Origin of the sequence: Geodermatophilus africanus (assembly GCF_900107105.1) — a bacterium.
GTDB lineage: Bacteria > Actinomycetota > Actinomycetes > Mycobacteriales > Geodermatophilaceae > Geodermatophilus > Geodermatophilus africanus.
Window position 1 is genome coordinate 500,780 of record NZ_FNOT01000002.1, and the last position, 21,153, is coordinate 521,932.

General features: G+C 70.7%; 19 protein-coding genes and 3 pseudogenes. 13 read left to right on the forward strand and 9 right to left on the reverse strand.

Annotation, left to right across the window (positions count from 1 at the left end; all coding sequences use genetic code 11):
• Nucleotides 1–234 precede the first annotated feature (234 nt).
• Nucleotides 235–582 (reverse strand): peroxidase family protein, encoded by a 348-nt coding sequence (locus BLW63_RS05070; RefSeq protein WP_211517004.1) that lies wholly within the window; start codon nucleotides 580–582, stop codon nucleotides 235–237.
• Between the two features lie 142 nt (nucleotides 583–724).
• Between BLW63_RS05070 and BLW63_RS28875 the strand changes: the two are divergent.
• Nucleotides 725–1,132: pseudogene (locus tag BLW63_RS28875) on the forward strand (aldose epimerase family protein); the annotation flags it as partial.
• A gap of 672 nt (nucleotides 1,133–1,804) precedes the next feature.
• On the opposite strand, the gene BLW63_RS05080 reads toward BLW63_RS28875, so the two are convergent.
• The 3 genes from BLW63_RS05080 to BLW63_RS05090 all read right to left on the reverse strand — a co-directional run bounded on the left by BLW63_RS05080 (nucleotide 1,805) and on the right by BLW63_RS05090 (nucleotide 4,705).
• Nucleotides 1,805–3,232 (reverse strand): DUF2252 domain-containing protein, encoded by a 1,428-nt coding sequence (locus BLW63_RS05080; RefSeq protein ID WP_091152079.1) that lies wholly within the window; start codon nucleotides 3,230–3,232, stop codon nucleotides 1,805–1,807.
• Between the two features lie 178 nt (nucleotides 3,233–3,410).
• Nucleotides 3,411–3,635, reverse strand: coding sequence for a hypothetical protein (locus BLW63_RS05085; RefSeq protein WP_091152081.1), 225 nt, complete (start codon nucleotides 3,633–3,635; stop codon nucleotides 3,411–3,413).
• Between the two features lie 668 nt (nucleotides 3,636–4,303).
• A complete protein-coding gene (locus BLW63_RS05090) occupies nucleotides 4,304–4,705 on the reverse strand; it encodes an FAD-dependent oxidoreductase (protein ID WP_091152084.1) in 402 nt (133 codons plus the stop codon).
• A gap of 9 nt (nucleotides 4,706–4,714) precedes the next feature.
• On the opposite strand from BLW63_RS05090, the gene BLW63_RS28760 reads away from it, so the two are divergent.
• The 7 genes from BLW63_RS28760 to BLW63_RS05125 all read left to right on the forward strand — a co-directional run bounded on the left by BLW63_RS28760 (nucleotide 4,715) and on the right by BLW63_RS05125 (nucleotide 12,764).
• Entirely contained in the window at nucleotides 4,715–5,662 is a 948-nt protein-coding gene (locus BLW63_RS28760; RefSeq protein WP_342028686.1) for an NAD(P)-dependent oxidoreductase, read from the forward strand.
• A 187-nt stretch (nucleotides 5,663–5,849) separates the two neighbouring features.
• On the forward strand, nucleotides 5,850–7,781 hold the full coding sequence (locus BLW63_RS05100) for a beta-glucoside-specific PTS transporter subunit IIABC (RefSeq protein ID WP_091152086.1): 1,932 nt from the start codon (nucleotides 5,850–5,852) through the stop codon (nucleotides 7,779–7,781).
• Nucleotides 7,782–7,874: 93 nt separating this feature from the next.
• Nucleotides 7,875–9,350, forward strand: coding sequence for a glycoside hydrolase family 1 protein (locus BLW63_RS05105; RefSeq protein ID WP_091152088.1), 1,476 nt, complete (start codon nucleotides 7,875–7,877; stop codon nucleotides 9,348–9,350).
• A 36-nt stretch (nucleotides 9,351–9,386) separates the two neighbouring features.
• Nucleotides 9,387–10,796: a glycoside hydrolase family 1 protein gene (locus BLW63_RS05110; protein ID WP_091152090.1), complete on the forward strand. Its 1,410-nt coding sequence runs from the start codon at nucleotides 9,387–9,389 to the stop codon at nucleotides 10,794–10,796.
• A 43-nt stretch (nucleotides 10,797–10,839) separates the two neighbouring features.
• Entirely contained in the window at nucleotides 10,840–11,709 is an 870-nt protein-coding gene (locus tag BLW63_RS05115; RefSeq protein ID WP_091152092.1) for a PRD domain-containing protein, read from the forward strand.
• Nucleotides 11,710–11,714: 5 nt separating this feature from the next.
• Nucleotides 11,715–11,960, forward strand: coding sequence for a PTS sugar transporter subunit IIB (locus BLW63_RS26685; protein WP_170856649.1), 246 nt, complete (start codon nucleotides 11,715–11,717; stop codon nucleotides 11,958–11,960).
• Between the two features lie 309 nt (nucleotides 11,961–12,269).
• Nucleotides 12,270–12,764 (forward strand): HAD hydrolase family protein, encoded by a 495-nt coding sequence (locus tag BLW63_RS05125; protein WP_091152096.1) that lies wholly within the window; start codon nucleotides 12,270–12,272, stop codon nucleotides 12,762–12,764.
• 297 nt (nucleotides 12,765–13,061) lie between these two features.
• On the opposite strand, the gene BLW63_RS05130 is transcribed toward BLW63_RS05125, so the two are convergent.
• The 3 genes from BLW63_RS05130 to BLW63_RS05140 all read right to left on the reverse strand — a co-directional run bounded on the left by BLW63_RS05130 (nucleotide 13,062) and on the right by BLW63_RS05140 (nucleotide 14,817).
• Complete coding sequence (locus BLW63_RS05130; protein ID WP_091152098.1) at nucleotides 13,062–13,871, reverse strand: tyrosine-type recombinase/integrase; 810 nt, start codon at nucleotides 13,869–13,871, stop codon at nucleotides 13,062–13,064.
• A gap of 398 nt (nucleotides 13,872–14,269) precedes the next feature.
• Nucleotides 14,270–14,545 (reverse strand): type II toxin-antitoxin system RelE family toxin, encoded by a 276-nt coding sequence (locus BLW63_RS05135; RefSeq protein WP_091152100.1) that lies wholly within the window; start codon nucleotides 14,543–14,545, stop codon nucleotides 14,270–14,272.
• Nucleotides 14,542–14,817: a type II toxin-antitoxin system Phd/YefM family antitoxin gene (locus BLW63_RS05140; RefSeq protein ID WP_091152103.1), complete on the reverse strand. Its 276-nt coding sequence runs from the start codon at nucleotides 14,815–14,817 to the stop codon at nucleotides 14,542–14,544. Before BLW63_RS05140 ends, BLW63_RS05135 begins: the two co-directional genes overlap by 4 nt.
• Before the next feature lie 388 nt (nucleotides 14,818–15,205).
• Between BLW63_RS05140 and BLW63_RS27280 the strand changes: the two are divergent.
• Together BLW63_RS27280 and BLW63_RS05145 are read left to right on the forward strand one after the other, a co-directional pair.
• Nucleotides 15,206–15,544 (forward strand): annotated as a pseudogene (locus tag BLW63_RS27280) (IS110 family transposase); the annotation flags it as partial.
• Nucleotides 15,529–16,233: a transposase gene (locus BLW63_RS05145; RefSeq protein WP_211517005.1), complete on the forward strand. Its 705-nt coding sequence runs from the start codon at nucleotides 15,529–15,531 to the stop codon at nucleotides 16,231–16,233. The pseudogene BLW63_RS27280 and the gene BLW63_RS05145, both read left to right, overlap by 16 nt.
• Nucleotides 16,234–16,495: 262 nt before the next feature.
• Here the strand turns inward: BLW63_RS05145 and BLW63_RS28880 are convergent.
• Both BLW63_RS28880 and BLW63_RS05155 read right to left on the reverse strand, forming a co-directional pair.
• Nucleotides 16,496–16,606: pseudogene (locus BLW63_RS28880) on the reverse strand (transposase); the annotation flags it as partial.
• Nucleotides 16,607–16,633: 27 nt separating this feature from the next.
• A complete protein-coding gene (locus tag BLW63_RS05155) occupies nucleotides 16,634–17,323 on the reverse strand; it encodes a TetR/AcrR family transcriptional regulator (protein WP_091152104.1) in 690 nt (229 codons plus the stop codon).
• A gap of 110 nt (nucleotides 17,324–17,433) precedes the next feature.
• Here BLW63_RS05155 and BLW63_RS05160 point away from each other — a divergent pair, with 110 nt between their 5' ends.
• Genes BLW63_RS05160 through BLW63_RS05170 form a run of 3 tightly spaced genes read left to right on the forward strand, consistent with a single transcriptional unit; the run spans nucleotide 17,434 to nucleotide 21,148 of the window.
• Nucleotides 17,434–17,901: a (2Fe-2S)-binding protein gene (locus BLW63_RS05160; protein WP_170856661.1), complete on the forward strand. Its 468-nt coding sequence runs from the start codon at nucleotides 17,434–17,436 to the stop codon at nucleotides 17,899–17,901.
• Nucleotides 17,898–18,884: an FAD binding domain-containing protein gene (locus BLW63_RS05165; RefSeq protein ID WP_091152108.1), complete on the forward strand. Its 987-nt coding sequence runs from the start codon at nucleotides 17,898–17,900 to the stop codon at nucleotides 18,882–18,884. Before BLW63_RS05160 ends, BLW63_RS05165 begins: the two co-directional genes overlap by 4 nt.
• Nucleotides 18,881–21,148 (forward strand): xanthine dehydrogenase family protein molybdopterin-binding subunit, encoded by a 2,268-nt coding sequence (locus BLW63_RS05170; protein ID WP_091152110.1) that lies wholly within the window; start codon nucleotides 18,881–18,883, stop codon nucleotides 21,146–21,148. Before BLW63_RS05165 ends, BLW63_RS05170 begins: the two co-directional genes overlap by 4 nt.
• The last annotated feature ends 5 nt before the right edge of the window (nucleotides 21,149–21,153 follow it).

Below are 21,153 nucleotides of genomic sequence, written 5' to 3' on the forward strand. Positions count from 1 at the left end.
GGAGGTGGGTCCGGGACGCCGGGCGCACCGACGGCTCGCGCCGGAGACCTTCCCCGGCGACAAGGCGCCGGCGGAGCTGCCGTGCACGACGTCGACCCACGTGCCGACCTCGAAGCTCGCCAGCAGCGCACCAGCCTGGAAGGCGCCCATCTTAGCGCTCTCGGTGCACGGATCCGCTGGACGCGCGGACGCCCCGGCCCGCAACGCGGCCGGGGCGTCCGCGGCAGGTGGTGTCTACCGCAGGTCGACGCGGTCGAGCTCCATGACCTTGACCCACGCCGCGGCGAAGTCCTGCACGAACTTCTCCCGCGCGTCGTCGGCCGAGTAGACCTCGACGATGCCGCGGAGGATCGAGTTCGAGCCGAACACCAGGTCGGCGGCGGTGGCGGTGCGCGCGACAGTGCCGTCGGCGTCCGGCCCCTCGTAGACGCCCTCGGTGTCGACCGAGGTGCGCCACGAGGTGCCCAGGTCGAGCAGGTTGCGGAAGAAGTCCTGCGACAGCACGCCCGGGCGGTCGGTGAAGACGCCGTGCTGCACGCCGCCGGTGTTGGCGCCGAGTACGCGCAGGCCACCGACGAGCATGGTCATCTCCTAGGCGGTGTCACCTACCAGCTGGACCCAACCGGTCTCACCTGGGAACTTGACGCCGTGAACACCTGCGTCGAGGACGCCCCCTACCGAGCCTCCGTCTTGCCCTACCTGGTGGTCGGGCCGGGTCGACGACTGGACGCTGACGTTGCCGGCCGACCGATGGCTCGACGTCGACCCTGAGCGCCTGCTGCAGGTGCGGGTCCGGGACGTCCAAGAGACTGCCTTCGATCCTCGGGCCGGTCGACCACTGCGCCGAGCCAAGCTGGACCACGCGTTGCCGCAACTGACCCCGGTCCGGACGGGCTCGTCCACGCGGTGCTCCGCGGAGCCCACCTCTGGCGTGGTCCTCAAGTGGCGCGCCGACGGTCTTCCCTGGGTCCAGGTCCACACCGCCGACAGGCCCGAGCCGGAACTGCACCGGTCCGCCGTGGCGATCGAGCCGATGACCTGCCCACCCAACGCGCTCCAGGGTGGAGGGGACGTCGTCCGCTTGGCACCAGGTAGCAGCCACTCGGTCCGATGGTGCATGCGCCTCCTGTGACCACGGCTCGAGCCGGCCGCCCACAGCCTCGGTGCCGCGAGGGCGTATACCCGCGCCCGGACCGTTCAGAGTGGGTCACCTTGCCCGGCGTACGGAAAGCCTCGAGCCCTCGAGTTGTGTGCCTCGCCACCGGCGGGGCCGCCCGATCGTCGCGTCATCGACACTGAGGGGTTCATCGACTCGAGCCCCGGTGTGGTGTCCTCGACTCGAGCGGATCACCGGTGATCTGTGCACCGCACTGCCCGATCCGACCTCCCCGAGGAGCCGGAGAGCGACTCGGCCAGGAGGCCGGCGCTGGCCATGACCACGCGCGGGTCTCGGCCGCGGTCTCCTGCAGCGCGCGCGAACACACCCGTGTGACATGCGCTGGCAGGCATAGGACGGCCGGCGCGCCGGCGTGCGGAATCGGGAGTGCACTCCAATGCTTCAGCGCTTGAAGCAAGGCGGTGGCGCGCGGTTACTCGCTTCAAGGGGGTTGGTTATGGGACCCCACGCACCCATCTGTTCATCCCGTCCTCCACCGCCCGGAGGCTACGCAGCGCCGCCGACGGCTGGCGAGGCCACGAGCCGTATCGGTGGCCACCCCTACCTTCCGACGCAGGCTGAGATCAATGATCGGCCCAGCGGCCAGGAAGGTGTCTGCCAGATGAATGTAGGTAGCGGGCCCGCCTCTCACACGCCCGGCTCACTCGGGACGGCGCCCCGCGCCACTGCGTCGACGAGCCGCTGGTGGTCTTGCTCGGTCTGGTCGGCGTATGCGCGGGCGAACGCGCACAGGACGCGGTCGACCTTGTCGGACCTGCCCAGGTAGCCGGCGATCATCGAAGCGCCGCTGGTGCGCGCATGGCCCTTGGCCAGCAGTTGACCACAGATCCCCGCGTAGTCGGCGAGGGCACGCGGGTCGATCGCGTCCAGCGCGACGCTGCCCTTCATGTTGCGGAACTGGCGCACGTAGTACTGCCGCCCGCCGACGCTGGCCCAGCCGAGGAGGGGGTCGCTCACGGTCTGCAGTGCCTGCTGGTACTCCACCACCCGCTCGCCCTGGTGGGCGTGCCAGGCGGAGTCGCCGTGCACGAACGGCGCGACGACGGAGCGTCGGGCCTGCTTGAGCTGCAGGAACAGGACGTCGTCCGGGTCGGACCCCTCACACAGCACGACGTACGCCCGCAGCCCCACGCTGCCCACGCCGACCACCTTGTGGGCGATGTCGACGATCGTGTAGCCGCCGAGGATCCGGCGCCAGTGCGGGGCGAGCGTCGCCAGGTAGCCGTCCAGGGCCTCGGCCAGCTCGTCCGCCTCGGCGGCGCCCACCCGGGTGATCAGCGGTGGCTCCTCGACGATGCGCCGGCGTCCCTCGTGCTGCTCGGTGAAGCGGGGCAGCGCCCGGTCACTCGTCCGGGACCGTGCCTTCTTCGCGGCCCGGTCCAGCTCTTGGCGCAGCGCCTTGTCGGCGGCCGCGCTCTGCAGCCGGTCGAGGTCCAGGCGCTGGAACGACCGCCAGAGCAGCGGCTGGCCCGACAGCTCCCAGAGCTGGCTGCGATACGAGGCCACGCAGGAGGTCGCGGCGTCCGCGCAGGAGTCCTCGCTCATGCCGTTCTGCCGTCCGGCGACCCAGACGCTCGCGACGAGGCGGCGCAGGTCCCACTCCCAGCTGCCCGGGTGGGCCTCGTCGAAGTCGTTGAGGTCGAGCACGAGCTCCCGTTCGGGGGAGCCGTAGAAGCCGATGTTGCCTACGTGCGCGTCGCCGCAGATGACCGGGGTGATGCCGGTGGCCGGCAGCCGGGCGAAGTCCTCGGCCATCACCACGGCGGCGCCGCGCAGGAAGCCGTACGGCGAGGCGGCCATCCGCCCGATCCGTACCGGCACCAGCCAGCTGATCCGGCCGCGATGCGACTCCTCGAGCAGGTCGAGGACGTCGCGCCGGTCGGCCGAGGTGCTCCACTGCGACAGCGCCGAGCGCGGCACCTGCTGCCGCAGGCTGCGACCGAGGGCGTACCGCTCCGCGCGGGGAGTGCTCCGGCTGCGCAAGGAAGCGTAGGCCTGCCCATCGGCGGTGGTCAGCACCGCGGGGGCGGCAGCATGCGGGCGGACGTCTGTCATTCGACCTCCCCGGCGGGCCCCGTGAGGATGCAGGCGAGCCGTCCGATCCTGGCACGGCCACCGGTGCTGTGGTGTCGCCCCGCGAGTTCGGCGCGTCGGGGACCCGCGGACCCTCTCGCGGCCGCGCCGGCCTCGGAGCCGGCAGTTGTCCACCGAGCAGAAGGTGCAGCGCGGTGGGTCAGGCGCTGCGGCGGTACAAGTCGGAGGTGGCCTGCCGGCTGAGGATCGCGTCGACCTCGGCCGTCTCCTCCGCGGAGTGGCGGCCGAGGACCAGATCCAGCTCGAGGCGCTCGGCCGGGGTCCGATAGCAGGACAGCTCACGTGCGAGGCGCCGACGCGCCGCGCCCGCAGCGCGGCGCCGAGTGAGCGAGGAGCGTAGCGACGTAATGGTGGCGAAGGGCATGGCGGAGCCTCTCTGGCTAAATGTGGCCCAGCGATTGGGCTCACCTCAGTATTGGCTCGCGAGAGTGCCGATTGATGTTCTCGGACTGTGATTTGCCTCAATGGCCGTGATCTCCGTCATGGGGCACGGTCATCGACACGTATTTCGTGACCCGCTACTCAAGTCCACACGTGAGCGCGCTCACGACGCGTCTGGAACATCCCGCGCCCGACGCGACATTGCGGCCGGTGATGCTTGCCGACAATGAATAGGGGGTTACCGGACGAAGAAGTCGAGGTTGCAAGAAAGGACGTCGTTGCGCCCGGGGGCTGATGACGAACTCGGCAGGGGAGAACGGGCGCAGACCGTCAGTTGAGCCCCGAAGCCGATGACCTGCACATTCGCCTTCATCAGTCGAGCGTGCCCACCGGTGGCCCGGACACCGCTTGCTGAGCGGCCGAGGCAGACACATCGTTCCGGGAGTAGCCGGTGTGCTTCGCACGCCCACGAACGAGTAGCCCGCATGGCACGAGGGGCCGGCTGCGTCAGCAGCCGACCCCTCCTCGCGCCGCCCCGCCGGCGCGGCCGGTGCACGACGCATCGCTCCGTGCCGCTCCACCGACCGCGGGTGCCCCCAGAGTCGGGATCGGCACGTAACGTCCGCGGAGGAGCCGGCGTACTTGCCCGCGTCAGCGGCCGGCGAACGATCGGCTGAACGACTGCCCGGACTGTACGAGGGCCCGAGCCGGTCCCAGCCGCTGCCGCTGGTAGGCGAGGAGGTCGTCGGGCACGTGGTCCGCCCTGGCCCGTGCCACTGCCCCGGCGAGCGCTTGCCCGTCGGCCAGCGATGCAGCGAAGCCCCTGCCGGTCATCGGGGTGGGCACGTGCGCGGCGTCCCCGACCAGGACCAGCCGGCCAGCAACGAGCCGGTCGGGCAGGTACTCGCTGATCGGGGTGGCGGTGACGGCGCGTCGGGCGATGCTGTCGGCGATGGCGTCCCCCCACGGGGTGGGCCAACGACGCCCGGCCTCGGTCGCCAGCTCCGCGTAGGTCTCCTCGGGGATGTCCGCCGGGCGGAGCGAGCGCTGCACGACGTTGCCGTGAACGGCGCCTGCGCGCCGGAACAGCTCGTTGCGGGTGGCGTCGTACCAGGCCCGACCCAGGCGGCGCGAGCCCTGCGGCGACTGAACGACCGGGACCGCGCGCTGCACGCCGGGGTCTGGGACGAGTCGGCGAAGGGCAGCCATGAGATTCGGGGCCGGACGCTGGGCATCGTCGGCTACGGCAACGTCGGGAGCCAGCTGTCGGTGCTGGCCGAGGCCCTGGGCATGCGGGTGCTGTTCTACGACCTGGAAGACAAGCTCGCTCTGGGCAACGCCGAGGCCTGCCGCAGCCTGGAGGAGCTGCTCGAGCGCGCGGAGACGGTGACGTTGCACGTCGACGGGCGCGCAGGCAACGCGGGGCTGCTGGGCGCCGCGCAATTCGCCCGGATGCGCCATCGCAGCCTGTTCCTCAACCTCTCCCGCGGCTTCGTCGTCGACCACGAGGCGCTGCGCGACCATCTCGTCAGCGGCCACATCGACGGCGCCGCCGTCGACGTGTTCCCCGACGAGCCGCGAGAGCAGGGGGACCGTTCGACTCCGTGCTGCGCGGCCTGCCCAACGTCATCCTCACCCCGCACGTCGGCGGGTCGACCCAGGAGGCCCAGTACGACATCGGGCGGTTCGTGGCCGGCAAGCTGGTCGACTAACCCGCAGAACCTCCGCTCGGGACACAGTCACTCCTCCAGTGGGGTCCGGGTTGGTGGACCCACCGTTCGCACGGCAGCGCCGGCGCCCACGGCGGAGGGTGCTGCCGTCGGGGACCGGTGGGGGTCGGGTAGCCGGCCCTGGCGGTCAGCGGCCGTGACGGTCGCGGTGGCGGGCGGCGCGCCGGGCGTTGGCCGCCCGCCGGCGCTCGCTGTCGCGCTGGTCGCGCGGCCTGCTCCCGGTGCGCTGGCGGTGCCGGCCAAACGTCGTCCTGACGTGACGCTTGACACGCTTCCGTGACGGCCCTTACCTTTTCCCGGACGCGCCGCCGAGGCGCGCAATCCAGTTCCGGGATTGTTACTGCTCCGAGCAGGCAAAACCCGAGCGCCGTTCCGTCCGACCCCCTGACCGGGGCGTGATGGTCGTGCGCTCGGGTTTTTTTGTTGCCTGAATGCGGTCGCGACCCCGGCTCACCCGAGGAGGGGTCATGGCCACCCAGGCCAGCGACAGCAAGTACGAGCAGCTCGCCGACGGCGTCCTGCGCGGTGTCGGCGGCGCCGAGAACGTGGCGTCGGTGACGCACTGCGCGACCCGGCTGCGGTTCGCGCTCAAGGACAAGGCGAAGGCCGACAAGGCCGCGGTCGAGGCGACCCGGGGGGTGATTGCGGTCGTCGAGGCCGGCGGTCAGTTCCAGGTCGTCGTCGGCAACACGGTCGGCAGGGTCTACGAGGCGCTCGCCGCCAAGCCGGGGGTGACCGTCGGCGCCGGAGGTGGTCAGGGCGGGCTCCTGGCGAAGGCCATCGACCTGGTCACCAGCATCTTCACGCCCTTCCTGTGGGTCCTGGCCGCGACCGGCCTGCTCAAGGCCCTGCTCGCCGTCGGGGTACGGATCGCTCCGGACTTCGCCGCGACGACGACGTACGCCATCCTGTTCGCCGCCGGCGACGCGGTGTTCCAGTTCCTGCCGGTCCTGTTGGCGGTGACCGCGGCCAAGAAGTTCCGGGCCAACCAGTTCACCGCGATCGCCATCGCCGGCGCGCTGATCTACTCCGCGACGATCGCCGTGCTGCCCGGTGCTGACGGCACGACGGTGACGCTGCAGGCCTTCGCCGGCGCGGGCGGGCAGATCACCTTCCTCGGCATCCCCGTCGTGATGATCAGCTACCTGTCCGCGGTCATCCCGACGATCCTCGCTGTCTACGCGCAGTCCCACCTCGAGCGCGGGCTCGACCGGGTGCTGCCGGAGGCGCTGCGCAATTTCCTCACCCCGCTGGTGGTCATCGCCGTCATCGTGCCGCTGACCTTCCTGCTCATCGGCCCGGTGGCCGATTGGGTCGGTCGCGGTCTGTCCGGGGGTGTCGGCGGGCTGTGGAGCCTCAGCCCGGCGATCGGCGGCGCCATCCTCGGCGGCCTGTGGCAGGTGTTCGTCATCTTCGGCGTCCACTGGGGCTTCGTCCCGGTCATGGTGCAGGACCTGGCCACGCAGGGGCACTCGGTGCTCACCGGCCCGCTGTTCGCCGCCGTCCTCGCCCAGGCCGCCGCGTGCTTCGCGGTCTTCCTCAAGACCCGCAACCGCGAGCTCAAGGAGGTCGCCGGCCCGGCGAGCATCTCCGGATTCCTGGCCGGGATCACCGAGCCGGGGATCTACGGTGTCACCCTGCGGCTGAAGAAGCCCTTCGTGTATGGGGTGATCGGCGGCGCGGTCGGCGGTGCCATCGCCGCGGCCGGCGGCTCGGCCGCCGAGGGCTTCGTCCTCCCCGGGGCCATCACGATCACCTCGACGCTCAACATCGGCAACTTCACCCTGCAGCTCGTGGGGACTGGCCTGGCGATGGCCATCGCGTTCAGCCTGACGTTCGTGCTGGGCTTCACGGACCTGCCCGCTGCCGCGCCGGCCGCGGACGAGGACGCGGTCGACCCGGTGCGGGTCGGCGAGGTGCCCAGCGAGGCCGTCGCCGTCGGCGCGCCCGTCGCCGGTCAGGCCGTGCCGCTGGCCGCCGTCCCGGACCAGGTGTTCTCCTCCGGGAAGATGGGTGCGGGCCTGGCCGTCGTTCCGGCCGAGGGCCGCGCCCACGCGCCGGTCGCCGGGACCGTGCTGGCCGCGATGCCGCACGCCTACGGGATCAGGACCGACTCCGGTCTCGAGGTGCTCGTGCACATCGGCATCGACACCGTCCGGCTCGACGGGGCGCACTTCACCCCCCGCGTCGCCCAGGGCGAGCGCGTCGAGGCCGGGCAGCTCCTGGCGGAGTTCGACATCGAGGGCATCAAGGCGGCGGGCTACAACCCGATCACCGTCATGCTCGTCACGAACCCGGGGAACTACTCGGTCGTCGTCCCCGAGGCCATCGAAGACGTCCGCGAGGGCGACCCGGTGCTCGACCTCACCGCCCTGACCGCCGAACCGGCGACCCGCTGACCGGTCCCTGGGGTGGCGTCCCGGCCCGGACGCCACCCCAGGGCCACCCGCCGTCCGCCCAGCACGACCGAGATCCCAACGCAGGAGAGCACCGTGCCGCAGAGCCAGCCGACCACCTTCCCCGAGGACTTCCTCTGGGGCGTCGCCATAGCCGCCAACCAGGCCGAGGGCGCCTTCGACCAGGGAGGCAAGGGCCTGTCGCAGGCCGACGTCGTCCCGCACCGCCGCCCCACCGACTACGCGAACCTCGAGCACCTCATGCGGGTGGACGAGGCCGGGATCGCCGAGGCCGTCGCGGAGAAGGGCACCGGCCGCTATCCCAAGCGGTACGGGGTCGACTTCTACCACCGGTGGGAGTCCGACCTCGAGCTGCTCTCCCAGCTGGGCATCACCGCCTTCCGCACGTCGATCGCCTGGAGCCGGATCTTCCCCAACGGCGACGACGAGAAGCCGAACGAGGAGGGCCTGGCGTTCTACGAGCGGCTGTTCACCCGGCTCCGCGAGCTCGGCATCGAGCCGGTGGTGACGCTGTCGCACTACGAGATGCCGCTGAACCTCGTCACGACGTACGGCGGCTGGGAGGACCGCCGGCTGATCGGGCTCTTCGAGCGGTACGCCGACACGGTGCTCACGCGCTACCGCGACCTGGTGACCTACTGGCTGACCTTCAACGAGATCAACTCCACCCTGTTCGAGCCGTACACCGGCGGCGGGATCATCGAGCGGGAGGGCGAGAACACCCGGCAGCGGGCCTTCCAGGCGCTGCACCACCAGTTCCTCGCCAGCGCGCTGGCCACCAGGCGCGCGCACGAGGTCAACCCCGGCGCCAAGGTCGGCTGCATGCTCGCCCGGATGACCTTCTATCCGATGAGCTGCTCGCCCGACGACGTCCTCGCGGCGCAGGAGGACAACGAGATGAACCTGTTCTTCACCGACGTGCACGTGCGCGGTGAGTACAACGGCGTCGTCCGCCGGCACTGGGCCGACGAGGGCATCACCGTCGTCATGGAGCCCGGCGACGCCGAGATCCTCCGCGAGCACACCGTCGACTTCGTCTCGTTCAGCTATTACATGTCGATGGTCTCGGCCGCGAACCCCGATCAGCACGGCGGAACCCCGGGCAACCTCATGAACGGCATCAAGAACCCCCACCTCGAGGCCAGCGAGTGGGGCTGGCAGATCGACCCCAAGGGCCTGCGCTACACGCTGCGCGACTTCTGGAGCCGCTACCGGCTGCCGCTGTTCGTCGTCGAGAACGGCCTCGGCGCGGTCGACACCGTCGCCGAGGACGGCACCGTGCACGACGACTACCGGATCGCCTACCACCGCGAGCACCTCAAGCAGGCCCGCGAGGCCGTCGCCGACGGCGTCCAGCTGCTCGGCTACACCGCCTGGGGTGGGCTGGACATCATCAGTTTCTCCACCTCGCAGATGTCCAAGCGCTACGGCTTCATCCACGTCGACCAGGACGACGAGGGCAACGGCACCCTCGCCCGCACTCCCAAGCAGAGCTTCGGCTGGTACCAGCGGGTCATCGCCACCAACGGCGCCGCGCTGGACGAGGCCTGAGCGCACCGTTCAGACGACGATCGGGAGGCACACCTCGTGCACCACCGCCAGCTGACACCTTTCCCACCGGGCTTCCTGTGGGGGGCCTCCACCTCCGCGTACCAGGTCGAGGGAGCGTGGGACGAGGACGGCAAGGGTCCGTCGGTCATCGATGCCCGCGCGTCCTACCCCGAGGGGACCAGCGACTACACCGTCGCCAGCGACCACTACCACCGGTTCCGCGACGACGTCGCCCTCTTCGCCGAGCTGGGCCTGAAGGCCTACCGGTTCTCCGTCTCCTGGAGCCGCGTCATCCCCGACGGCGACGGCGAGGTCAACCCCGAGGGCCTGCAGTTCTACGTCGACCTGGTCGACGAGCTCCGCGCCGCCGGGATCGAGCCGATCGTGACCATGTACCACTTCGACCTCCCGCAGGCCCTCCAGGAGAAGGGCGGCTGGTCGAGCCGGGCGACGATCGACGCCTTCGAGCGGTACGCCCGCGTGCTGCTCGACGCGCTCGGCCAGAAGGTCACCTACTGGCTGACCATCAACGAGCAGAACATGATGGTCATGCACGGTGCCGCGCTGGGAATCCTCCCACCCGGGACCGAGGACCCGCAGCGCGAGGTCCACCAGCAGAACCACCACATGCTGCTCGCGCAGGCCCGGGTCATGCGCCTGGTCCATGACGTCGCCCCGCAGGCCAAGGTCGGGCCGGCGCCGAACGTCGCCTGCGTCTACCCCGCCTCACCCGACCCGGCGGACGTCGTGGCGGCCGAGGACTTCAGCGCGATCCGCAACTGGCTCTACCTCGACGTCGCCGTCCGCGGCCGCTACAACACCCTGGCCTGGGCCTACCTCACCGAGAAGGGCTGGGCCCCGCAGATCGAGGACGGCGACCTGCAGGTGCTCGCCGCTGCGGAGCCAAACTTCATCGCCTTCAACTACTACGCCTCGCACACCGTCGCCGCTCCCCGCGGGGACGGCACGGACGTCGGCGGCACCGGCGACCAGCACATCGTCACCGGCGACGCGGACGTCTACCGGCCGGCGGAAAACCCGCACCTGAAGAAGAACGCGTTCGGTTGGGAGATCGACCCCGTCGGCTTCCGGACCACGTTCCGGCAGATCTCCGACCGGTACGGTCTGCCGTTGCTGGTCACCGAGAACGGCCTCGGCGCCTACGACACCCTCACCGAGGACGGGCGCGTCCACGACGACTACCGGATCGACTACCTCGCTCAGCACATCGAGCAGATGCAGCAGGCGATCACCGACGGCGTCGACGTGCTCGGCTACTGCCCCTGGTCGGCGGTCGACCTCGTCTCGACCCACCAGGGCGTGCGCAAGCGGTACGGCTTCGTCTACGTCGACCGCGACGAGACCGACCTCCGCTCGCTCGCGCGGTACCGCAAGGACAGCTTCACCTGGTACCAGTCCGTCATCCGGGCCAACGGCCTGTCCTAGGCGCCTGACCCGGCCGGCCCCGTCGTCCACGAGAGGAGGGACGGTGCACATCACCAAGGTGTTCAACAACAACGTCGTCCTCGCGGTGGACGCACGGGGCCGCGAGCTCGTGCTCTCCGGTCGCGGGCTCGGGTTCAAGGCCGTACCCGGCGCGGAGATCGACCAGAGCCGGGTCGAGAAGACCTTCGTCGCGGGCGGCTCGACGAGCGCCGAGCGGCTGGCGGCCTTCGTCGACGAGATCCCCATCGAGGACATCGAGGTCACCGAGGAGATCCTGACCGCCGCCCGCGACACCCTCGGCCCGCACGTCACCGATGCACTGCTCGTGCCCTTGGCCGACCACGTCAGCTTCGCGCTGCGGCGGACACGGGAGCGCGTCGCGGAGATCGAGTACCCGCTGCGCTGGGAGGTGCAGCACCTGTACCCGGCGGAGGCGGCCTTCGCGCGCGAAGCGCTGGGCATCATCGAGCGACGCCGCGGGGTGCGGCTACCGGAGCTGGAGGCGGTGCCCCTGGCCCTGCACCTGGTCAACGCGCAGTTCGGCGCACCGGACCTGGGGACCACGGCGCGCATGACCGAGGTGCTGCGGGAGACCCTGGACGTCGTCCGCGCGCAATTCGGGATCGACATCGACGAGGCCTCGGTGCCGGTCGCCCGCTTCGTCACCCACCTGCGGTACCTGTTCAACCGGCAGCAGCAGGGCACCCGGTCACCCGACGTCGGCACCCTGCTCATCGACGCCATGCGCACCACCCACCCCCGGGAGCACGCCTGCGCGGTCCGCATCGCGGACCTGCTGACCACCCGCTTCGGCTGGGACGTCGGCGGCGAGGAGGTCCTCTACCTGGCTCTGCACGTCGCCCGGCTCACCGCCGACGCGCTCTCCCGCAACCCGACCACCCCAGGAAGCTGACGCCCGTGACCACACCCGACCCGCGCGACGTGCTCGCCTTCGTCGGCGGCGCCGACAACGTCGCCGCGCTGACCCACTGCTGGGCCCGGCTGCGCTTCACGCTGCGGGACGACGCCGCCGTGGACGAGCCCGCCCTCACCGCCCTGCCCGGAGTCGTCATGGTCATCCACCAGGGCGGCGAGCTGCACGTCGCCCTGCGGTCGGGTGTCGCGCAGGCGCACGACGCCGTTGCTGCTCTGCTGGGCACCTGAGAAGGGGACGACAGCGACGGGAGGACAGTGACCGTCAGCTGCACCGCCGGCCCCCACCGGCCTGGGGGGTCACCGCCCAGGCGCCGCTGGCGCCGCACCCCCGGTCAGGCTCACCCTCACCAGTGGTCCGCCGGCTGCTCTCGACGCGGTCCTCACCAGCATCACCTCGGGCGTGAAGCGCGGCGACGAGGCCACCGCGGAGAGCAGAGCAGCCGCCAGATGCACGACGCCCACGGCCTGGCGCGGGTCGCCAACCGACGGTGGCGTTGACGACGGGACCCGAACCGCAATCAGGAGCAAGGAGTCGGTGTGGGTCGCAAGGCGGTGTTCCTGGACGTCGATGGGACGTTCGTCAACGATCGCGGGGTCGTCCCGCCGAGCGCACGGAAGGCGGTGGTCGCTGCCCGCGCCAACGGGCACGAGGTCTTCTTGTGCACCGGCCTATCGATGGCCGAGCTGCGGGGCGAGATCGTGGAGCCGGGTTTCGATGGCGTCATCGCCTCGGCAGTGCTCGGTACCAGTCTCCGTCTCCCGGCGCCGCACCATTCAGATGGCGTCCCTGAGGCCGCCTCCAGGGCACCGCGTCGAAGGGAGAGTCGGTGGCTGGGCGACCAACTTACGACCAACAAACCACCGTCAGCCTCAGGTACGACCCAACAGTCGCCGACGAGCTACTCCGCGAGTGACCTGCATGTCCATCGTCGACCAACGGTGATCAATGACCTCAAGATCAACTCGCAGGATTCCACGGTCGGCGCGGTCTCCAAGGCGACTGGCCCGCACAGACGGGAGTCGCTGCCCTGATCGTCGCGTTCGCGGCCAGGTCAGGAGGTCATCAGGGCGAGTCGGCATTCAGCAGGTTCACTGGAGAAGAACTGAGGCCTTCGGAAGACTGCCGAGATCGCTCGCGGTCCCCTGTGCTGGCTCCAGTAGTCCGCCGGTTACCCGTGGTCGACGAATCCGCGTGACTCCTCAGCAGGGAACCGGCTCACAGCCGGTCGCCCAAGGAGAGACGCCGGTGCGCGTCGTGGGCGCGCTCGACGGCGGTGGAGGCGGCGTAGCGGGACAGCATGTCGTCGCTGCGCCAGCCGGCGAGCATCATCAAGTCGCGTTGCTGTCCGCCGCCGGCGAGCCAGCGGTGGGCAAAGGTGTGCCCGAACCGGTGCGGGTGCACGTCGGCGACCCGGCCTGCGCGGCGCGGATGTGGAGGACGTCGCGGGCGTCGTCGGGGGTCATCGGTCCGCGCTGGCCGAGCAGCAGCCGCGTTGACCGGGCGTGCGGATGCAGCGCCCGCACCCGCAGATAGCGGTCCACGGCCTGGGCGGTCCTCGCGCCGAACGGCACCACGCTGGGGCGGGAGCCCTTGCCGGTGACGTAGGCCAGCTCCCGGTCCAGGTCGACGTCGGTCAGCTCCAGTCCGCACAGCTCGGACACCCGCACGCCGGTGTCGAGCAGCAGTCGCAGTACCACCTCGTCGCGGCGGCCGAGGAAGACGGCGCGGTCGAAGATGCCGGGCCGGCCGCGGCCGACCGCGCAGGCCTTGAGCAGCGCGGCGATCTCGTCGTCGGTGAGGATCGGCACCGGCTTATCGGGCGGGCTGGGGATCTCGATGCCGTCGGTGGGGGCCTTCTCGAGTTCTCCTTCGGTGACCAGCCAGCGGCAGAATCGGCGCATGCCGCGCAGCCGGGTGCCGACGGTGGAGGGCTCGTACGTCTCGGCCAGCTCGGCCAGCCAGGCGCTGATCGCGTGCCTGGTCAGCTCGTCCAACGTCGCCGGCCGGCCGCGATCGGCGAGCCAGCGGCTGAAGTAGACGACGGACTGGCCATACAGCTCGATGGTCCGCGGCGCCTTGGCGGCGGCCCGCAGGTGCCGCCGGAAGGACGCCAGCAGGTCCTCGAGCCGGATCGTCACCGCGGCAGGTCATCGGGTGAGTGAGCGCTGTGCCAGGTCCCCAGGAGCGGCGGGATCAGCCGTTCGCTGGTGGGACGCTTGGCCCTGCTCGGTTGGACCCGCATGGGTTCTCCCGGCATCTTCGGGGAGCGGAACCCGATAGCGCTGTGCAGAGCGGGAAATCCCAGGTCGCGCATGAGCGTAGACAGGCGGGTTATCGGGTGAGTTCTCGCGCCCGGAACTTGTTCAGATGCCCGTCCCGTGCCCTCCCGGTCCTGATCTTCGCCCCGCTGTCGAGCCGGCCACCCATCCGTCTGGTGCGGGGCGTGGCGAGGGGGCACCGGCCACGGGCGTTCCTGCTGCGTCCGAGGAGGAGCACGGCGCTTCTGCACATGCCGGTGCCGGCACGGAGGTACCGGTCAGCCGTAGACGTCGGCGCGGTGCGAGATGCGCACGACTCTGACGAGGACCTCGTCGTCGTGGATCGAGTAGATGACGCGGTACTGGCCCCGTCGCGCGGACCAGTAGCCCTCGAGGTCGAAGCGCAGCGGCTTCCCGACGCGGTACGGGTCCGCAGTCAGCGGCCCGTAGAGGAAGTCGACGACCGCGACAGCCACCGGCTCGGGGAGGTCTCGCTCGATGGCACGCTTGGCCGCCGCAGAGAGGACGACGGTGTGGCGACGAGGGCCGGTCACCGCCGGCGGGCAGCGAGTGCGGCCCGCACCTCGGCCTCGCCGTAGACCTCACCGGCGGCCATCGCTTCCTCGGCCTGCCTGATGTCCGAGCGCGCTCGGGGATCGGAGAGGATCTCCAAGGTCTCCATCAGGGACTCGTAGTCCTCGACGGCGAGGATGACCGCGACCGGGCTGCCGTTCCTCGTGATGGTGACGCGCTCGTGCGTGCTGGCGACCTCGTCGATCACCTGGCTGAAGTGCGCCTTGACCGCCGCCAGCGACTGCGTCGTCATGACCTTAATTATGGTCAGCCGCCTGCTGCGGTCAAGGAACTCGGCCGGGGGCGCCCGGAGATGCGGTGTGGGTGGAATCTCGCAGTAGGAGCATCGATGATAGTGGTGATCCAGCCACCTGCTGCGACGTGGACACTCCAGGTCCCCAGGCCGTCCTCCCCGAGGGCCGCCTGCAGCGCTCGGGCCCACGCCTCGTCGTCATCGTCGATCGAGGATGCGCCGGACGCGACAGCGCGATGGCGGTGTGCGCTTGGGCGTACAGGAACCCTCGGCCACCAGCGTGCCGCGGAGTTGGCGGACGACGCCGACCACGGGTGGCTCGGGTCGCGGAGGCACGCCGGTCGAGGTCAGGACGCGCCCGAGCCTGTGACCGGAGGAGTCGACCTCGACCTACTGGAAGGCGCCGTTCTACTGCCTGGAAGAGGTCATGACCACGTGGCTGCTCAACGCCGCGCACATCAAGGCCGTCCCGGGCCGCAAGACCGACGTCAAGGATGCGGAGTGGATCGCGCAGCTGCTCGAGCACGGGCTGCTGAGCCCGTCGTTCGTGCCGCCTCCGGACATCCGCCGGTTGCGGATGCTGACCCGCTATCGGGTGCAGCTGATGGGCGACCGGACCCGGGACACGATCCGGCTGGAGCTGATGCTCGAGGACGCCTCGATCAGCTCTCCTCGGTCGCCTCCAACCTCACCACGGCCTCGGCCCGGGCGATGCTGGGCGCGCTGATCGCCGGCGAGCAGGATCCCCGGGTCCTGGCCGACCTGGCCAAGGGCAAGATGCGGATCAAGATCCCGGCCCTGGCTGAGGCGCTGACCGGGCACTTCAACGCTGATCACGCCCAGCTGGCCGGCAGCATGCTGCACCGGCTGGAGCGGGTCGAGGCCGCGCTCGCCGAGCTGGACGCGGTGATTGCCGAGGCGTGCCAGCCGTGGGAGCACCAGCTGGAGCTGCTGCAAACCATCCCAGGAGTGGGGGAGAAGGTCGCGCAGGTGATCCTGGCCGAGACCGGCGGAGACATGTCCCGCTTCCCCTCCGCGGCGCATCTGGCCGCCTGGGCCGGAGTGGCGCCGCCGAGCTACGAGTCCGCCGGCAAGCGCCGCCCGTCGGGCAGTCGGCACGGAAACAAGTGGCTGGCCGCAATGCTGGTGGAGGCTGCCGGCTCGGTCGGGCGGATGAAGGGCACGAACTACCTCCCCGCCCAGCACGCCCGCCTCACCGCCCGCCGGGGGATGGGCCGCGCCGCGGTCGCGCACTCGATCCTGGTCTCGGCCTACTACATCCTGCTGCGTGATGAGCCCTATCGAGAACTCGGCGCCGACTGGCTGGCCCGCCGCAACACCGAGGCGCACACCCGCCGGCTGATCGCCCAGCTCGAACGCCTCGGCCACACCGTGGTCCTCGACCCGGTCGCCTGACCAACTGCAGAAAGACAGGAGGACGGGCTTCGCCCGCCCCGCGCTGACGCGCGCCTGCAACACCGTTATTCACGGGTCTGTGTGGCACTTGATCTTGCAGGGCTCCAGTAAGAGCTTGACCTGACTCCCCCGTGGCTTCGAGCCCGCTACGAGACTGGGGGACGGCTAAGTGTGCGACTACGTGCTCACCGCCAGAACCGGTCATAGACGGTATTCCATGGCCCATAGTGTTCCGGCAGGTCACTTTAGGCGATTCCGTCTTGCAATTGACGAGCATCCCGTTGGTCACTCGTCGGTCATGCCGCCTCGGGCGCCCTTTCGTACCAGAAGCCGGCAGCAACGGCTCGATTACAGCCCACTGCTCATCGGTCAGCTCACGCCTACGAACCGCGACACAAGATCAGACCAGGTAACCCTCACCCGCATTGAGAACGCTCTCGTTCCTGAGCGTGGGCAGGCCGGCGGCCAGTGCCGAGAGCGCCCGGACGAGGGTGGGCAGCAGCGCGGGGCGGGCGGCGGCAAGTTCGGGGTCCTCGGCATAGACCTGGGCCAGCACGGGTGGTGGATTGGCCGCCCGGTAGAGGTTGCCGGCGAGGCCGGCGGCCATGGCGACCAGCTCGCCGCCCTCGCGGTCGTTCAGGTCCGTGACGCCGGCGAGCTCGGCGCCCATCGCGGCGACGTTGTCGTGCAGCGCGTGCTTGAACGTGCGGGCGGCGGGCGCGGAGACGTTGTGTTCGAGGCTGGTCGAGACGTGGCTGAGCAGGTCGCAGAAGAGGGGCTGGTCGACGAGGGTCTCGGCCAGTGCGGTCATCGCCTCGGTGGTGCCGTGGGCGGCACGCAGCCGGGGGGCGACGGTGCCTGCCCACCGTTGCCATTCCTCGGTGAGCAGCTCGAGGTAGATCTCCTCGCGGGTGCCGAAGTACCGCGCGATGTTCGACTTCGCGAGCCCGGCGGCCTCGGCCACCGCCCCCAGGCTCACGGCACGCACCCCGGAGGCGCGGGCACAGTCGCGCGCGGCGGCGAGGATCGCCTCACGCCGCTGCTGCTTGTGCTCCGGCCGCCTTGCCCGGAGGAATGCCGATCGCGTCATTGCGCGGACAGCATAGGGCGCGACTTAAGAGGACGGCATCCGCTTGTTAGGCGGACGGCGTCCGGTTAACGTGATTGCGCCGGGGGTCTGAGAGGAGTCGAGTGACCGAGATGCGGATGAAGGTGAACGGCTCCGTCGAGTCCCTGGACGTCGAGCCGTGGGTGAGCCTGCTCGACGCGCTGCGTGACCGGCTCGGGGTGACCGGCCCGAAGAAGGGCTGCGACCAGGGCGCCTGCGGTGCCTGCACGGTGCTCGTCGACGGCATGCGGATCAATGCGTGCCTGGCCCTGGCCGTCCAGTACGACGGCAGGGAGATCACCACCATCGAGGGGGTGGCGCATCCGCTGCAGGAGGCGTTCGTCCGCCACGACGGGTTCCAGTGCGGCTACTGCACCCCCGGTCAGATCTGCTCGGCGATCGGGATGCTCGCCGAGTACGAGGCCGGGATGCCCAGCGCCGTCACCGAGTCACCCGGGCTCGACGAGGCCGAGATCAGGGAACGGATGAGCGGGAACCTCTGCCGCTGCGGCGCGTACAACGGCATCGTCGACGCGATCATGGACGTGACCGGGCGATGAGGCCGTTCGCATACGTCAAGCCGGTCGACGTCGAGACCGCCGTCCTGGCCGCCGCGAAGCCGGGTGCGAAGTTTCTCGGCGGCGGCACCAACCTCGTCGACCTGATGCGTGAGGGCATCGAGCGGCCCGACACCGTCGTGGACGTGACCGGGCTGCCGTTCGACACGGTGGACGAGCTGCCCGGCGGCGGTTTGCGGATCGGGGCGATGGTACGCAACAGCGCCCTGGCCGCCGACCCGCGGGTGCGCGCCCGCTATCCGGTGCTGTCCCAGGCGCTGCTCTGCGGCGCCTCCGGCCAGCTGCGCAACATGGCCACCGTGGGCGGCAACCTACTTCAGCGCACCCGTTGCCCGTACTTCTACGACACGGCCGCGGCGTGCAACAAACGTGAACCCGGCAGCGGGTGCGACGCGCTCGACGGGTTCAACCGCGGCTGCGCGATCCTGGGTGTGTCCGAGAGCTGCATCGCCACCCACCCCTCGGACATGTGCGTGGCGCTGGCCGCCCTGGACGCCGTCGTCGAGGTACGCGGTGCGGACGGCACCCGCCGGATCCCGCTGACGGACTTCCACCGACTTCCGGGTGACACCCCGGAGATCGAGACGACACTGGCCCCCGGCGACCTCGTCACCGCGGTCGAGCTGCCGCCCGTCGCGGCCGGCTCCCGCTACCGCAAGGTCCGTGACCGGGCGTCGTACGCGTTCGCGCTGGTCTCGGTCGCCGCGGCGCTGCGGGTGAGCGACGGCATCGTGACCGAGGTGCGGCTGGCGCTGGGCGGCGTCGCACCCAAGCCCTGGCGGGCCCGCGAGGCCGAGCGGCTCCTGGTTGGCGGCCCGGCGGACGAGGCGTCCTTCCGCCGCGCGGCCGAGGCCGAGCTGGCCGCCGCGACCCTCCGGCCGGACAACGCGTTCAAGGTCGCGCTCGCCGCGTCGACGGTCGTGGCCACGTTGCGCATGCTGAGCACGGAAGGGGCCTCGCGGTGAGCATCGACTACGTCAAGCCCGAGCAGGCGACTGGCACCACCAGGTACGTCGGTCAGGCGGTCGACCGGGTCGACGGTACCGCCAAGACCTCCGGCCAGGCCCGTTTCGCCGCCGAGTTCCCCTACCCCGACCTGGCCCACGCCGCGCTCGTGCACGCGACGATCGCGCGGGGCCGCATCACCGCCATCGACACCGCCGCGGCCCGTGTCGTGCATGGGGTGGTCGACGTCCTGACCCACGAGAACGCGCCCGCCATGAAACCCGCCCCCAAGATGAGCATGCTCAACCTCGGCTCGATCGCCTCGAGTTCGTCGGTCAACTACCTGGCCACCGACGAGGTGCACTGGAACGGCCAGCCGGTGGCGGTCGTGGTCGCCGAGACCGTGGAGACCGCCCGGTACGCGGCATCGCTGGTGGCTCCGACCTACCAGGAATTGCCCGCCGCGGTGGACTTCGCGACCGAGAAGCACAACGCCGTCCCCGAGAAGAAGGGCAATCCACTGCTCGAAGGCGGTGCCGACAAGGGAGACGCGACGGCCGCGTTGGCGGCCGCGCCGGTCTCGGTCGACCTGGAGTTCAGCACGCCGCAGTACAACCACAACGCGATCGAGCCGCACGCGACGACCGCCGTGTGGGACGGCGACCACCTGACCCTGCACGACTCCACACAGAACATCGGCTGGGTACGCAAACACCTGGCACAACGGTTCGGCGTGCCGGAGAAGTCGATCCGGATACTGTCCCCGTTCGTCGGCGGCGGGTTCGGCGGCAAGGGCCGGGCCTGGCCCGGCACCCTGCTCGCCGTGCTGGCCGCCCGGGCCACCGGCCGCGCCGTCCGCCTCGCCCTCACCCGCGAGGGCGTCTACCACACGGTCGGCGGCCGCACACCCAGCACACAACGAGTCGCACTGGGCGCGGACGCGCAGGGCCGGCTGACCGCGATCGTCCACACCAGCGTCTCCCGGATCGCCCGGGTGGGCGGCCTGCCCGAACCGGTCACCACCGCCACCCACCACCTCTACGCGGTCCCGAACATCCACCTGAGCCACGAGGTCGTCGAGCTCGACCTGCTGACCAACACCTTCATGCGGGCGCCTGGCGAGGCCATCGGCACCTTCGCCCTGGAGTCGGCCATCGACGAGCTGGCCTGGGAGTTGGGCATGGACCCGATCGAGCTGCGCCTGCGCAACGAACCGGAGCGCGACCCGGTGAGCGGCAAGAGCTTCACGCAGCGGATGTTGCGGGAGGCGTACGCACGCGGGGCCGAACGGTTCGGCTGGCGCGACCGCGACCCGAGGCCCGGCGTGATGCGCGACGGCCGGTGGCTGGTCGGCATGGGCGTGGCCACCGCCTTCCGCGGGTCGATCCACATGCCCGTGCACGTCACCGTCCGGCTCGGCGCCGACGGCAAGCTGGTGGTGCGCTGCGCACTGCACGAGATCGGCATGGGCACAGCGACCGCCCAGGCCCAGATCGCCGCCGACGAGATGGGTGTGCCGCTGGAATCCGTGCGCGTCGAGTACGGCGACTCCGAGCTGCCGCGCGGTGTCGGGGCCATCGGCTCGGCCCAGACCGCCAGCGCTGCGGCAAGCGTGCTGGCCGCCTGCGCCAAACTCAGGAAGGCCGTACTCGCCCTGGCCCCGCCCGGCTCACCCCTGCGAGGCCGCCGGATCGAGGAGCTGGAAGCCCGCGACGGCGGGCTCCACCACCGCGACGGCGGCCAGACCTACACCGAGATCCTCACCGCCGCCGGCCGCGACCACCTGGAGGTGGAGCACAAGCCGACCATGCTGGGCTTCCTCGCCCGCACCGTGCGCGACAGCCGGCGGTGGGTGAAGGCGACCACAGGCGCGCAGTTCTGCGAGGTCCGCGTGGACCCCGACACCGGAGAAGTGCGCGTGTCGCGCTGGCTGGGCGTGTTCGACCTCGGCACAGTGATCAACGCCCGCACCGCGGCCAGCCAACTGCGCGGCGGCATCGTCATGGGCATCGGCATGGCGCTGTCGGAACAAACGCTGATCGACCACCGTACCGGCCGGATCATGAACCCGAGCCTGGCCGAATACCACGTGCCCGTCCATGCCGACATCCCCCACATCGACATCGACTACCTCAACGAACCAGACCCCACCATGCCACTCGGCCTGCACGGAATCGGCGAGGTCAGCATCACCGGCGCCGCTGCGGCCGTGGCCAACGCCGTACGACACGCCACCGGCAAACGCGTACGCGACCTACCGATCACCCTCGACAAACTGCTGTGACGACG